At 70.2% G+C, this 13,260-nt stretch carries 13 protein-coding genes and 1 tRNA gene; 6 read left to right on the top strand and 8 right to left on the bottom strand.

From position 1 onward, the window contains the following. Positions 1 to 65: 65 nt before the first annotated feature. Positions 66 to 147: transfer RNA gene (locus CYL12_RS01160), tRNA-Leu, on the top strand. Between the two features lie 78 nt (positions 148 to 225). Further along, positions 226 to 990: a DedA family protein gene (locus CYL12_RS01155; RefSeq protein WP_101844779.1), complete on the top strand. Its 765-nt coding sequence runs from the start codon at positions 226 to 228 to the stop codon at positions 988 to 990. Between the two features lie 12 nt (positions 991 to 1,002). Here CYL12_RS01155 and CYL12_RS01150 read toward each other — a convergent pair whose 3' ends face one another. Continuing rightward, positions 1,003 to 1,815, bottom strand: a complete 813-nt coding sequence (locus tag CYL12_RS01150) for a non-homologous end joining protein Ku (protein ID WP_101844777.1) — start codon at positions 1,813 to 1,815, stop codon at positions 1,003 to 1,005. 57 nt (positions 1,816 to 1,872) lie between these two features. Here CYL12_RS01150 and ligD point away from each other — a divergent pair, with 57 nt between their 5' ends. Beyond that, positions 1,873 to 3,858 (top strand): non-homologous end-joining DNA ligase, encoded by a 1,986-nt coding sequence (gene ligD, locus CYL12_RS01145; protein ID WP_101844775.1) that lies wholly within the window; start codon positions 1,873 to 1,875, stop codon positions 3,856 to 3,858. Positions 3,859 to 3,871: 13 nt separating this feature from the next. Here the strand turns inward: ligD and CYL12_RS01140 are convergent, their stop codons facing one another. The 4 genes from CYL12_RS01140 to murI form a co-directional block, all read right to left on the bottom strand. Next, on the bottom strand, positions 3,872 to 4,792 hold the full coding sequence (locus CYL12_RS01140; protein WP_101844773.1) for a cation diffusion facilitator family transporter: 921 nt from the start codon (positions 4,790 to 4,792) through the stop codon (positions 3,872 to 3,874). A gap of 100 nt (positions 4,793 to 4,892) precedes the next feature. Beyond that, a complete protein-coding gene (gene rdgB, locus CYL12_RS01135) occupies positions 4,893 to 5,486 on the bottom strand; it encodes an RdgB/HAM1 family non-canonical purine NTP pyrophosphatase (protein ID WP_101844771.1) in 594 nt (197 codons plus the stop codon). 2 nt (positions 5,487 to 5,488) lie between these two features. Continuing rightward, the gene (rph, locus tag CYL12_RS01130; protein ID WP_101844769.1) at positions 5,489 to 6,226 is read right to left on the bottom strand and encodes a ribonuclease PH; all 738 of its coding nucleotides are present in this window, start codon (positions 6,224 to 6,226) and stop codon (positions 5,489 to 5,491) included. 33 nt (positions 6,227 to 6,259) lie between these two features. Continuing rightward, the gene (murI, locus tag CYL12_RS01125) at positions 6,260 to 7,096 is read right to left on the bottom strand and encodes a glutamate racemase (RefSeq protein WP_101844768.1); all 837 of its coding nucleotides are present in this window, start codon (positions 7,094 to 7,096) and stop codon (positions 6,260 to 6,262) included. A gap of 62 nt (positions 7,097 to 7,158) precedes the next feature. Between murI and CYL12_RS01120 the strand changes: the two genes are divergently transcribed. After that, positions 7,159 to 8,484 (top strand): nicotinate phosphoribosyltransferase, encoded by a 1,326-nt coding sequence (locus CYL12_RS01120; protein WP_101844767.1) that lies wholly within the window; start codon positions 7,159 to 7,161, stop codon positions 8,482 to 8,484. A gap of 21 nt (positions 8,485 to 8,505) precedes the next feature. Here CYL12_RS01120 and CYL12_RS01115 read toward each other — a convergent pair whose 3' ends face one another. From CYL12_RS01115 to CYL12_RS17520, 3 genes are read right to left on the bottom strand one after another with little or no spacing between them, the layout of a single operon-like run. After that, entirely contained in the window at positions 8,506 to 8,772 is a 267-nt protein-coding gene (locus CYL12_RS01115) for a DUF3039 domain-containing protein (RefSeq protein WP_060923586.1), read from the bottom strand. A 41-nt stretch (positions 8,773 to 8,813) separates the two neighbouring features. Beyond that, positions 8,814 to 10,379 (bottom strand): hypothetical protein, encoded by a 1,566-nt coding sequence (locus CYL12_RS01110; protein WP_101844765.1) that lies wholly within the window; start codon positions 10,377 to 10,379, stop codon positions 8,814 to 8,816. After that, the gene (locus tag CYL12_RS17520) at positions 10,355 to 11,725 is read right to left on the bottom strand and encodes an ABC transporter ATP-binding protein (protein ID WP_353615390.1); all 1,371 of its coding nucleotides are present in this window, start codon (positions 11,723 to 11,725) and stop codon (positions 10,355 to 10,357) included. Before CYL12_RS17520 ends, CYL12_RS01110 begins: the two co-directional genes overlap by 25 nt. On the opposite strand from CYL12_RS17520, the gene CYL12_RS01095 reads away from it, so the two are divergent. Both CYL12_RS01095 and CYL12_RS01090 read left to right on the top strand, forming a co-directional pair. Continuing rightward, positions 11,700 to 12,359, top strand: a complete 660-nt coding sequence (locus CYL12_RS01095) for a hypothetical protein (protein ID WP_101844763.1) — start codon at positions 11,700 to 11,702, stop codon at positions 12,357 to 12,359. The genes CYL12_RS17520 and CYL12_RS01095 overlap by 26 nt on opposite strands. Before the next feature lie 189 nt (positions 12,360 to 12,548). Further along, positions 12,549 to 13,241 carry a phosphocholine cytidylyltransferase family protein gene (locus CYL12_RS01090; protein WP_101844760.1) on the top strand — a complete coding sequence of 231 codons (693 nt, stop codon included), beginning with the start codon at positions 12,549 to 12,551 and terminating at the stop codon, positions 13,239 to 13,241. The last annotated feature ends 19 nt before the right edge of the window (positions 13,242 to 13,260 follow it).

The following is a 13,260-nucleotide window of genomic DNA, read 5'->3' as shown; positions in this document are numbered from 1 at the left end:
GCGCGGAACTGCGGGACGATCCCCAGGGTCGAACCGGGCTCGGGTCAGTAGACTGAAGCCACCGCGCGGGAGTGGTGGAATTGGCAGACACGCAGGATTTAGGTTCCTGTGCCCCAGGGCGTGTGGGTTCAAGTCCCACCTTCCGCACGACGGGTGCTTCGGCGCCCGCATCGCTCCACCGCCGACACTTCACGACCGACGGGAATCCCGCCAGTGCTCGAAAGCATGCTGCACGCCCCCACCGCGCTCATCCCGTGGCTCGATCCGCAGACGATCATCGGGGCGGCCGGCCCGTGGGCGCTCCTCGTGGTCTGCTTCATCATCTTCGCCGAGACCGGGCTGCTCGTCGGCTTCCTCCTGCCCGGTGACACGCTGCTCATCATCGCGGGCCTGCTGACCCACACGAGCAACGTCTTCGGCGTGAACATCTGGGTCGTTTCGCTCCTCATCGCGCTCTCGGCGTTCATCGGCGGCGAGGTCGGCTACCTCATCGGCCACAAGGGCGGCCCCGCGGTCTTCGAACGCAAGGAGTCCGGCCTCTTCAGCCGCAAGAACGTCGAGCGCACCAACGCGTTCTTCGAGCGCTTCGGCGGCCTCACCGTGATCCTCGCGCGCTTCGTGCCGATCGTGCGCACGTTCGCCCCGGTCGCCGCGGGCGTCGGACACATGCCGTGGCGGCGCTACTCGCTCTACAACTTCATCGGGGCCATGATCTGGGGCTTCGGCCTCACGATGGTCGGCTACCTCATCGCCTACATCCCGTGGATCCGCCACCTCGTCGTCGAGTACATCGACATCATCCTGCTGATCGCCGTCGGCGGCACCGCGATCGTCACGCTGTGGCACTACCTCTCCGAGCGCCACAAGGCGAAGAAGGCCGCGGCCGCGGGCGAAGACGTCGTGACCGATCACGAGGAGGCGGAGGACCTCGTCCTCGACGCCGACGTGTTCGACCGGGCGCCCGACCTGGACGGCGACGGGAAGCACTGATCCCGTCGCGGGTCAGCCCGCGTTCTTGGAGCGCTTCTCCTTGGAGCGGGCCACGCTCGCGCGCAGCGCCTCCATCAGGTCGATGACCTCGCCGCCGTCGGCCGCCTTCTCGCTGTCGCCACCGAAGGTCTCCGCCACGTCGAACGTCTCCCCGGCCTCGATCTTCGCGTCGATGAGAGTACGCAGCTCCTTCTGGTACTCGTCGACAAACTCCTCGGGATCGAAGTCCGCCGAGTAGCTGTCCACGAGCGACGAGGACAGCTCCAGCTCCTTCTTCGAGATCCGCACATCCTCGTCGAGCGAGGGGAACTCGGCTTCTCGGACCTCGTCCGACCAGAGCAGCGTCTGCAGCACGAGCACCTTACCCCGCACGCGCAGCGCGGCGAGCCGCGTCTTCTGACGCAGCGTGAACCGCACGATCGCCGTCCGGTCGGTCTGCTCCAGGGTCTTGCGCAGCAGCACGTACGCCTTGGGCGACTTCGAGTCGGGCTCCAGGTAGTACGGCTTGTCGAGGGTGAGCGGATCGACCTGCTCGGAGGGCACGAACTCCACGACGTCGATCTCGCGGCTCTTCTCCGCCGGCAGCGCGGCGAGGTCGTCCTTGGTGAGCACGACGGTCTGACCGTCGTCGACGTAGGCGCGGTCGATGTCGGAGTACGCCACCGTCTCCCCGCACACCTCGCACGTCCGCTGGTACCGGATGCGGCCGCCGTCCTTATCGTGCACCTGGTGCAGCGGCACGTCGTGGTCCTCGGTCGCGGAGTACACCTTGACCGGCACGTTCACCAGCCCGAACGTCAGGGCGCCCTTCCAGATCGTCCTCATCACACCAGTAGACACCAGCCTCACCCGTCACGACCACCCCTTGACTACGCTGGCTCCATGGTGGGAGAGGCGCAGGTCGTGCAGATCGACGGCCGACGACTGCGCGTGACCAACCTCGACAAGGTCGTCTACCCGGAGACGGGCACGACCAAGGGCGAGGTGATCGCCTATTACACCGCCATCGCGCCTCTGCTCCTCCCGCTCCTCGACGGGCGTCCGGTCACGCGCAAGCGCTGGGTCGAGGGCGTCGGCACGGCCGCCGCTCCCGAAGACTCCTTCTTCACCAAGCAGCTCGAGCCCGGCGCTCCGGACTGGATCCCTCGGCAGGACATCCAGCACTCGGACGGCCCCAAGGCATATCCGCTGGTGGAGGACGTGCCGACGTTGGTCTGGCTGGCGCAGGTCGCAGCGATCGAGCTGCACGTACCGCAGTGGCGCTTCACTCCCGAGGGTCTGCCCGGCCGCCCCGACCGCCTCGTCCTCGACCTCGACCCGGGTCCCGGCGCCGACCTCGCGCAGTGCGCCGAGGTCGCTCGGATCGCCAGGACGCTGCTCACCGGGATGGGACTCGATCCGCTTCCGGTGACGAGCGGCAGCAAGGGCATCCACCTCTACGCGAGCCTGCCCGGCGAGCAGACCAGCGCCGAGGTCTCCGCCGTGGTCAAGGAGCTGGCCCGGATCATCGAGAACGAGCATCCGGACCTCGCGACGAGCGTCATGTCCAAGGCGGTCCGCGGCGGCAAGGTCTTCCTCGACTGGAGTCAGAACAACGGCAAGAAGACGACGATCTCCCCCTACTCCCTGCGGGGGCGCGCCCGACCCGGTGTCGCGGCGCCACGCACCTGGGAGGAGCTCGACGACCGGAAGCTCGCGCACCTGGAACTGGACGAGGTGCTGGCACGTGCCGCCGAGGGATTCGACCCGCTCTCCTCCCTCCGCCCCGATGCTCCGGCTCTGCCGGCGACCTCGCGCGCCGCGACACCGGCTCCCGCTCCCGCGATCCGGGCGGCGGCCCCCTCCCGCACGCGTCGAGCCCGCCCGCTCGCCGAGCCGGCACCGGAACCCGCCGGGACGACCCTCCCCTCCCTCGCCCCCATGCTCGCCGAGAACGGGACCCCGGCGATCGCCCGCACCCTCAGCTCACCGTCCTGGGTGGAGGTGAAGTGGGACGGCATCCGTGCGATCGGCACCTGGCGCGACGGACGCATGTCCCTGCACGCCCGCCGTGGCACCGACATCACCGCCCGCTACCCCGAGCTGACGGCTGACGGCGCCCCGTTCCTCCCGGTCGACGAGGCCATCGTCGATGGGGAGATCGTCGCCTTCGACAGCGCCGCCCGGCCGAGCTTCTCCCTGTTGCAGAACCGCATGCACCTCACCCGGCCGCGGGAGATCGAGCGCGAGGTCGTGCGCACGCCGATCGTGTACATGCTGTTCGACCTGCTCCGTCTCGACGGCCACGATCTCACCGGGATGCCGCTCCGCGAGCGCCGCACGCTGCTGGGCGACATCGTGGCGGGGATCGATGCCCCCGTCCAGGTCCCTCCCGTCTTCGATGACGTGGACGCGGCACTGGCGGCGAGCGAGGAGTTCGGCCTGGAGGGCGTCGTCGTGAAGGATCCGGCGTCGCGATATCGTGCCGGCCAGCGCTCACCCTCCTGGCTCAAGCTCAAGAACACCCGCATGCAGGAGGCGGTCATCGTCGGCATCCGCCCGGGAAAGGGCGAGCGGGAGGGGACCCTCGGCTCCCTCCTCCTCGCCGTGCCGGAGGGCGACGACCTCCGCTACATCGGCCGCGTGGGCACCGGGTTCACCGACCGGATCCTCCGCGATCTGCTGGCCCGCCTGGAACCGCTGCGGATCGAGCGCGCACCGCTCGACGGCGTCCCGCGACCCGACGCCTCCGATGCGCTGTGGGTACGTCCCGAGCTGGTCGGCGAGGTGGAGTTCGCGAACTGGACGCCGGACGGCATCCTCCGGCACGCCCGCTGGCGAGGTCTGCGCCCGGACAAGACGGCCGACGAGATCACCGTCGAGGCGTGAGCGGCTCCCGCCCTCAGGCGTGGTGCGGTTCGCAGTCGCTCTGCTCGGCCGGCTCGATCTGGAACGTGGAGTGGGCCACATCGAAGTGATCGGCGAGGCATGCCTGCATCTCCGACAGCAGCGCCGCCGAGCGTCCGTCCGCCAGCAGGTCCGGCCGCACGCTGACGTGTGCCGTGAAGACCGGCGCACCACGGGTGAGCTGCCACACGTGCACGTCGTGGACCCCGACGACGCCGTCGTAGCCGAGCAGGTGGGTGCGGATCTCGCCCACCGCCATGCCTTTCGGCGCCGACTCGGCGAGGACGGAGAACACCTCCTTGAGCAGGACGAACGCCCGCGGGATGATCATCGCGGCGATGAACAGCGAGGCGAGCGCGTCGGCCGGCATCCAGCCCGTCACGAGGATCACGCCCGCGGCGATGATGACCATGAGCGAGCCGAGCAGGTCGCCCATCACCTCGAGGTAGGCGCCGCGCACGTTGAGGTTCGTGCGCTGCGCCCGGCTGAGCAGCCACATCGACACCGCGTTCGCGAGGAGGCCGACGACGGCCACGACGAGCATCAGCCCGCCGGCCACCTCGACCTCGGAGGGGTTCAGCAGCCGCTGCACCCCCTGCACGGCGACGACCGTGGCGAGAGCGATGAGGATGACGGCGTTGATGAGCGCGCCGAACACCTCCGCGCGCTGGTAGCCGAACGTCCGCCGGTCGTCCGCGGGGCGCGCGGCGACGGTCGCCGCGATCAGCGCGATGACGAGCGCGGAGCCATCCGTGAACATGTGCGCGGCGTCGGCGAGCAGCGCCAGCGAGCCCGTGAGGAGCGCGCCGACGACCTGGACGATCATCACCGTCGCCGTGAGGGTCAGGGAGATCGCGAGCAGGCGTCGGCTGCTCGCCGAGCGGAGACCGCCGGGCGCGGGCGCATGATCGTGCATGCCCCCAGGCTAGCCCGGCGGCCGGCCCGAGAAGGCCGATCCCGGCTAGTCGGGAACAGTAACGATTCTCAGCTTCAGCAGGGATTCTTCCGCGGGATGCTCAGAGCGCGGCGAGCAGCGGCACGAGGGCAGTGAAGGCGCGGGCGCGATGCGACTGCGCCTGCTTCTCCTCCGCCGTGTACTCCCCCACCGTGCGCTCCGCGCCGTCGGACTGACCATCCGGGATGAAGATCGGGTCGTACCCGAAGCCCCCGGCTCCCGCGGCTTCGTGGGCGAGCCGTCCGGGCCAGATCCCCTCGACGACGTGCTCCCGACCGTCCGGGAGGACGAGGGCGATGGTCGAGGTGAAGTGCGCGGCACGCTGCGGGTCGGCGATGTCGCGCAGCTGATCGAGCAGCAGTTCCAGGTTCGCCGTGGCGTCCTTCTTCTGCCCTGCCCAGTACGCGGAGAACACCCCGGGCGAACCGCCGAGCACGTCCACGCAGATGCCCGAGTCATCCGCGAGTGCGGCGAGGCCGGTGTGCGCGGCAGCCGCACGCGCCTTGAGGAGGGCGTTCTCGGCGAACGTCACTCCGTCCTCGACCGGCTCGGGACCGTCGTAGCCGACGACCTCCAGGTCGGGCCGCGTCTGCTGCACGATCTGCTGGAACTCCGCCACCTTGTGCGGGTTGTGGGTCGCCAGGACGACGCGCATGCTCACGCTCCCGCCAGAGCGGCGAGCTGCCGGTCCTTCAGGTCCGCGCAGCCCGCGACACCGAGGTCGAGGAGAGCGTCGAGCTCGCGCTTGTCGAACGGCGCCCCTTCGGCCGTGCCCTGCACCTCGACGAACAGGCCGCGGCCGGTCACGACGACGTTCATGTCGGTCTCGGCCCGGACGTCCTCGACGTAGGCGAGGTCGAGCATCGGCTCCCCGTCGACGATGCCGACCGAGACCGCGGAGACGGAGTCGAGCAGCGGCGTCGAGTTCTTGCCGATGAACTTCTTGTCCCGGCCCCATTCGATCGCGTCGGCCAGAGCGACGTAGGCGCCGGTGATGGCGGCGGTGCGGGTGCCGCCGTCGGCCTGGAGCACGTCGCAGTCGATGACGATGGTGTTCTCGCCGAGCGCCTTGGTGTCCACGACGGCACGCAGGGCCCGGCCGATGAGCCGGGAGATCTCGTGCGTGCGACCGCCGATGCGGCCCTTCACGCTCTCCCGGTCGTTGCGGCTGTTCGTCGCCCGCGGGAGCATCGCGTACTCGGCCGTGACCCAGCCCTTGCCCTTGCCGGTGAGCCACCGAGGAACGCCGTTCGTGAACGAGGCGGTGCACAGCACCTTCGTCGCCCCGAAGCTGATGAGAGCCGAGCCCTCGGCCTGCGCGCTCCAGCCGCGCTCGATGGTGATCTCGCGGAGCTGCGAGGCGGAACGGCCGTCGGCGCGGACGATGTCGGTCATGTGCTTCTCTCGGTCGGGGATGGAGCGACGCGCTCAGCGTGCGTCGAGGGCGGAATCGGGAAGCGTGATGACGCCGGTCTGGACGAGCTGCACGTCGCGCACCTCGCGGCCCATGAGACGGTTGGCGAGGGCGGTGAAGTCCTCGGCGGAGTCACCCGTGGCCTCGTAGACATAGGTCGCGGTGGCATCTGCCGGCGCCAACAGGTCGCCGCGCACGAGCTGACGGTACACGTCGCCCGCGGTCTCGTCGTCGCTGGAGACCAGGGTGACGCCCTCCCCCATGACGTAGCTGATCGCGCCACGGAGGAACGGGTAGTGCGTGCAGCCGAGGACGAGCGTATCGACGTCGGCCTCCCGCAGCGGCGCGAGGTACTCCTCGGCGACGGCGAGCACCTCGGGCGTGCCGGTGACCCCGGCCTCGACGAACTCGACGAAGCGCGGGCAAGCGGCGGTGAACACCTGCAGGCGCTCATCGACCTCGAGCATGTCCTGGTAGGCCCGCGAACCGATCGTGCCGACGGTGCCGATCACGCCGACCCGGCCATTCCTCGTGGTGGACACCGCGCGGCGCACGGCGGGACCGATGACCTCGACCACGGGCACGTCGTAGCGCTCGCGCGCATCGCGCAGCATCGCCGCCGACGCGGTGTTGCAGGCGATCACCAGCATCTTGACGCCCTGGTCGACGAGCGTGTCGAGCACCTCGAGCGCGTAGCGGCGCACATCGGCGATGGGCTTGGGGCCGTACGGCGAGTGGGCGGTGTCGCCGATGTAGACGAACGATTCGCGGGGCAGCTGGGCGCGGATGGCCCTGGCCACCGTGAGCCCGCCGACACCGGAGTCGAAGATCCCGATGGGCGCGTCGTTCATGACTCCCCAGCCTACCCGCGTGCGCGACGACTCGTGCATCACGGCCTCACTAAGCTGAGCGCATGACCACGTCGACGGCGCTGCTCACCGACCGTTACGAGCTCACGATGCTCGCCGCCTCGCTCCGGGACGGCACTGCCTCCCGTCCGAGCGTCTTCGAACTCTTCTCCCGACGCCTGTCCGGCGGGCGCCGCTTCGGCGTCGTCGCGGGCACCGGACGACTGCTCGGGCTGCTCCGCGACTTCCGCTTCGGGGACGACGAGCTGCGTTTCCTCCGCGACGAGCGCGTCGTCGACGCCGAGACCCTCGCCTCCCTCGAGCGCTACCGCTTCACGGGCACGATCCGCGGATACCGCGAGGGCGAGCTCTACTTCCCGGGATCCCCCATCCTCACGGTCGAGGGCTCCTTCGCCGACGCCGTCGTCCTCGAGACCCTGGCGCTGAGCGTGCTCAACCACGACTCCGCGGTCGCCACGGCCGCCGCGCGCATGAGCATCGCCGCCGGCGAGCGTCCGCTCGCGGAGATGGGCTCTCGCCGAGCAGCCGAGCGCTCCGCCGTCGCCGCGGCCCGGGCCGCCTACATCGCCGGCTTCGGCGCCACGAGCAACCTCGAGGCCGGCCGCGCCTGGGGCATCCCGACCATGGGCACCGCCGCGCACTCCTGGACGCTGCTCCACGACAGCGAGGAGGACGCCTTCCGCGCGCAGGTCGAGAGCATGGGCGTGGACACGACGCTCCTCGTGGACACCTACGACATCCGCACGGGCGTCGAGACGGCGATCCGCGTCGCCGGCACCGGGCTCGGCGGGGTCCGCATCGACTCCGGCGACCTGCCGATCGTCGCCGCCGAGGTCCGCGCGCAGTTGGACGAGCTCGGCGCCACCGAGACCCGGATCACCGTGACGAGCGATCTGGACGAGTATGCGATCGCCGCCCTGGCCGCCTCGCCGGTGGACGCCTACGGTGTGGGCACCTCGGTCGTGACCGGCTCCGGATATCCGACCGCGAGCATGGTCTACAAGCTCGTGGCGCGGCAGGACGCCGACGGCGCGTGGATCGGGGTCGCCAAGGCCTCCGCCGACAAGGCGTCGTTCGGCGGTCGCAAGGCGGCCTTCCGCACGCTCAGCGATGGCGTGGCGGCCACGGAGACGGTCGTCGTCTCCGACGGATTCGAAGTGCTGGACACGCCGGAGGAGCACCCGGACGGGCGGCCGCTCCAGGTGACCCTCGTGGAGGGCGGCGAGATCAACACCGCCCACGAGGGAGCGGCCGGCACGGCTGCCGCCCGTGCGCACCACCTCCGCGTGCGCGAGGAGCTGCCGGTCCGCGCACTGGCGCTCAGCAAGTCGGACCCGGCGATCCCGACGGTCTACGTCGAGGCCGACTGATCAGGACGCCGTCGGCGGCTGTCAGCCGACCATCGACTCGTAGATCTCCTTGCACGTCGGGCAGATCGGGAACTTCTCCGGATCGCGGCCCGGCGTCCACTTCTTGCCGCAGAGGGCGCGGACGGGCTTGCCCGTGATCGCCGACTCGAGGATCTTGTCCTTCTTGACGTAGTGCGAGAAGCGCTCGTGGTCGCCCGGTTCGATGTTCTCCTCACGGAGGAGCTCTTCCAGTTCGCGATCAAGCGTTGCCACGCCGCCCTGATCGGGGCTGTCCAGCGGAGTACTCATCCCGTGATTCTAGCCGCGTCCGCGCCCGGGCGGGGCGGGTCTCACGCGGTCTCGACGAACTCCATCAGCCGTTCGCCGCTGCGCTCGAAGATGCGCCCGCCGACGACCGCGCCCCCGATGAGCACGATGATCCCGGTGACGATGCCCACCCAGAACGCCGCGGGCGCGAAGCCGGGATCGGCGACGATGCTCGCGCCGAACAGCCAGATCGTCGGCGCGCTCAGGATGATCGCACCGAGGAACGCCGCCGCGGGGCCGTAGATGCCTCGCGAGGTCGGTCGCTGCGGCTGTTGGAACGGGCTGTCGCCGGGACGCGAGACCGCATAGGGCGCCACCACGGACACCACGCTGGAGATGCCGAGGGCGGAGAACAGGAGCGAGGCACCGAGACCGACCAGCGGGAGGAGAAGGCTCCAGTGCCCTGCCAGCAGCAGGGAGAGCGGCACGGCGATCGCCAGCACCGGCACCGCGACCAGGAGCACGGGAACCAGTCGTCCCAGGCGATCCGGCAGGCCGCGGACACCGCTCGCGACGTGCGTCCAGAGGGCGGTCGAGTCGTACGCGACGTCGTTGTGCGGCAGCCAGCCGAAGAACAGCGCCATGACCGGCACCGGGACGAGGGCGGCGATCTCGACCGGCACTCCGGCGACGATCAGCGGGAACACCGTGAGCACGCCCGCCACCGGAACGACGATGATGTTCATGATGTACCGACGGTCGCGCAGCCAGTACACGAGGCTGCGCGCCGCGATGGCACCGAAGGCGTTCGAGGGCAGCAGCGCGAACCAGCCGAGCCCGGTGCGCTCGCGCGCGGCGACCGGCCGCTCCGTCGTCGTGAGCAGCCGGCGCACGAACCACGCCCAGGCCAGCCACAGCAGCGCGAGGGTGGCGACCGCCACGAGACCGCTGATCCAGGCGGTGGCGGTCTCGCCCGCCGCCGCGGCGAACATCGCCCCCGGAGCAGCAGCGAGCGGCGTGAACCCGATCACGGACGTCAGCGTTGCCAGGGACGCCGGCACTTCCCCGTCCCAGCGCAGCGAACCGAGGAACACGGCCACCGGGAACGCGATGACGATCAGGGCGAGGGCGAACAGGGCGGTGAGCTCGCGGGAGCGCCGCTCGGGAAGCAGGAGGGCGTTGATCGCCATTCCGATCCGGGCGACGAGGACGGTCGTGAGCAGTCCGACCACGGCCAAAAGGACGGTCGGCAGCCAGGGGGCACCGGCACGGATGGCGACGGCGGCCACGCTGACGTACACCGCGAGCAGTGCGAGGCTCGGCACACTGACGAGCGACGCGACGGTGAGCACCCAGGGCATCTTCCGCTCGTCGACACCGAACACCGCGAAGCGCCGCGGATCGAGCTGATCGACCGCGCCCACGAGCACCGGGCCGACGAGGAAGCCGAGCAGGACGGCCGCGCCCCCGAGCACGGTCACCGCGCTGGACACAGGCACCGGCGCGTCGGAGAGACTGAACACCGCCACGCAGACGACCACGGTGACGGCGACGACCGCGCCGAAGGACAGCAGGACCCGCGCCCGATGTTCCCCGCGCAGGGCGCCCAGGAGGAGCGCGACCCTCAGTCGGAGAACGTGTGCAGCCACTCGAGCCCCTCCACCTCTCCGCTGGAGCCCGCGAGTTCCACGAAGCGCGATTCGAGCGTCTGTCCCGCGCGCACCTCGTCGATCGTTCCCTCGGCCAGGACTTCGCCGTTCACGATGATGGCCACCCGGGAGCACACGCGCTCGACGAGGTCCATGCCGTGGCTGGACAGGATCACCGTGCCGCCGTGCGCGACATAGGCGCGGAGGATGTCGAGGATGACGGCGGACGACACCGGATCCACGGACTCGAACGGCTCGTCGAGCACCAGGACGCGCGGCGAGTGGATCATGGCGCCCGCGAGCATGATCTTCTTGGTCATCCCGGCCGAATAGTCGGACACGACCCGGTTCAGGGCGTCCCCGAGGTCGAAGGCCCGCGCGAGGTCCCCGGTGCGCTTCTCGATGACGTCGGCCGCGAGCCCGCGGAGCAGGCCGTAGTAGTAGAGCAGCTGCCGACCGGTGAGGCGGTCGAAGGTGCGCAGCCGGTCGGGCAGGACCCCCATCACGCGCTTCGCGGCGAGTGGTTCGGTCGCCTGGTCGATGCCGCAGATGAGGACGCTGCCCTCGTCGGCGCGCAGGAGGCCGGCGACGATCGACAAGGTCGTCGTCTTGCCGGCTCCGTTGGGGCCGACGATGCCGTAGAAGGAGGCCGCGGGCACGGTGAGGTCGATGCCGTCCACGGCGCGGTTGTCCCCGAACTGCTTCACGAGTCCGCGGATCCGGATCGCCTCGGTGGCCGGCTCTTCCGCCACCTCTTCGTCGACGCTGCCGGGGGGTTCCTCCGCGATCACCGCTTCGACGACCTCGACGACCTCGACGTCCGCGACGCGGGTTTCTTCGGGCGCAGGCTCCTTCGTCACCGCGGGGGCGGTGTCGGACACCTCGACCGCCGGGTCTGCAGCCACCGGTTCTTCCGTCAGCGCCTCCGCCTCGGAGGGAGCACTGCCGGCGGACGCGTCCGTCGCGGTGGACGGAACCTCGGCTTCGACGGTCTCTGCGGCCACGGCCGGTCTCTGCGCCGCAGGGGACTCATCCGACGGGGTCTCCGCAACGGGGGTCTCGGACGCAGGGGCCTCCGTCGCGACGGTCGCCTCCGCCTCATCCGCCTCCGCGGCCTTCGCCGCCGCCGCTTCTGCTTCCGCCGCCTTGGCAGCCGCGGCCTTGGCGGCAGCCGCCTTCGCCGCGGCGGTCTTCGCCGCGGTGGTCTTGGCTGTGGTCTTCGCGGCCGTCGCCTTCGCCGCTGCCGTCTTCGCCGCCGAGGCCTTCGCTGCCGCCGTCTTGGCGGCAGCCGTTCTCGCGGCCGCCGTCTTGGCGGCCGAGGTGCCGGACGTCTTCGCGGTCGTCACGGTCGTGCGCTTCGTCCCGGTCGAACGGGCGGCGGTGTTCCTCGCGGCCGCGGCACGAGCAGCCGAGGACGTGCGCGCACCCGCCGGAGCGGTGGCGGGATCGACGCTGGCCTTGGGCGTGGGCTCGACGACGACCTCGGCGGTGGGCGCGGCCTTCTCCGCCGCTGCCTTGGTCGGCGCCGCCGTGACGGCTCGCGCGGCCGGTTTCTTCGGCGTCGCGGCGGGCTTCTTCGTCGTCGTGGTCTTCGCCGTCGTGCTCTTCGCCGTCGCGGTCTTCGCCGTCGTGCTCTTCGCTGTTGCACTCTTCGCCGTCGCGGTCTTCGCCGCCGTCGTCTTCGCGGGCGAGGACTTCGCAGGCGTCGCCCCCTCGGCCCCGGTCGCTTTCCCGGTCCCGGTCTTGGTCGCACCGGCTCTCGACGACGCGGGCGTCCGCTTCGTGGAGGAGGTCGTCTTCTTCGCGGTGGAGGCCGAGGCAGGTCTCTTGGCGGCCGGTTTCCGCACGGGCGCGGCGGCCTCGGTCGGAGTCTCGGCTCCCTCTGCCTGGGAGGTGGGGTCATCAGGGGAGGAAGTCACCGTCCTACGGTACCAACGGGTGGCTGAGAGCCAAGGTCCCACGCGACGATCCGCCCCCTGAGTCCCTTCTCCGCGGATTTCGCAAGGGGGTTGTCGTGCCTGTGCGTTGCGTGTGTACTCGGTCACGAAATGGCAACGGGGCCCGCCAGGCCCCGGGGTATCTCAGGGGGAATCGCTAGCATGATTCCCGGCACGACGAAGTGTCTGGTCGGTGAACCGACCGTGAACACAACTTCCTTTAGGAGTATTCGTGACTCTTCAGACCGTCATCCTCGCAGCGGGCATGGGCTCCCGCCTCGGCCGCGCGCTGCCCAAGCCGCTCACCGAGCTCAGCGACGGCCGCACGATCATGGGCCAGCAGCACGACAACATCCGCGCCGCTTTCGGATCCGACGCCCGCATCACCACCGTGGTGGGCTACCGCGCGGAGACCATCATCGAGGCCTTCCCCTCCGTGAACTACGTCCACAACGACCGCTACGACGAGACGAACACCTCGAAGAGCCTCCTCCGCGCCCTCAGCGCGACCGGCAAGAGCGGCGTGCTGTGGATGAACGGCGACGTCGTCTTCGACCCGATGATCCTCGGCCGCGCGGCCGCGTACATCGAGCGCGACCAGTCGTTCGTCACGGTCAACACCGCTAAGGTCAGCGACGAAGAGGTGAAGTACACCGTCACCGCAGAGGGCTTCATCAAGGAGCTGTCCAAGTCCGTCAAGGGCGGCCTCGGCGAGGCGGTCGGCATCAACTACATCTCCTCCGGTTTCAAGAAGGCGTTCATGCGTCAGTTGCAGCGCGTCGAGGACCAGGACTACTTCGAGCGCGGACTCGAGCTGGCGATCGCCGAAGACGGCCTGCTGCTCGAGCCGATGGACGTCTCCGACCTGTACGCGGTCGAGGTCGACTTCGCCGAGGACCTGGAGCGCGCGAACCTCTTCGTGTGATCTGATCATCCACCGAGAG

The organism is Zhihengliuella sp. ISTPL4, from assembly GCF_002848265.1.
GTDB lineage: Bacteria > Actinomycetota > Actinomycetes > Actinomycetales > Microbacteriaceae > Microbacterium.
The sequence above is the reverse complement of the archived record's forward strand: the minus strand, read 5'-3'. Positions and strand labels throughout refer to the sequence as shown.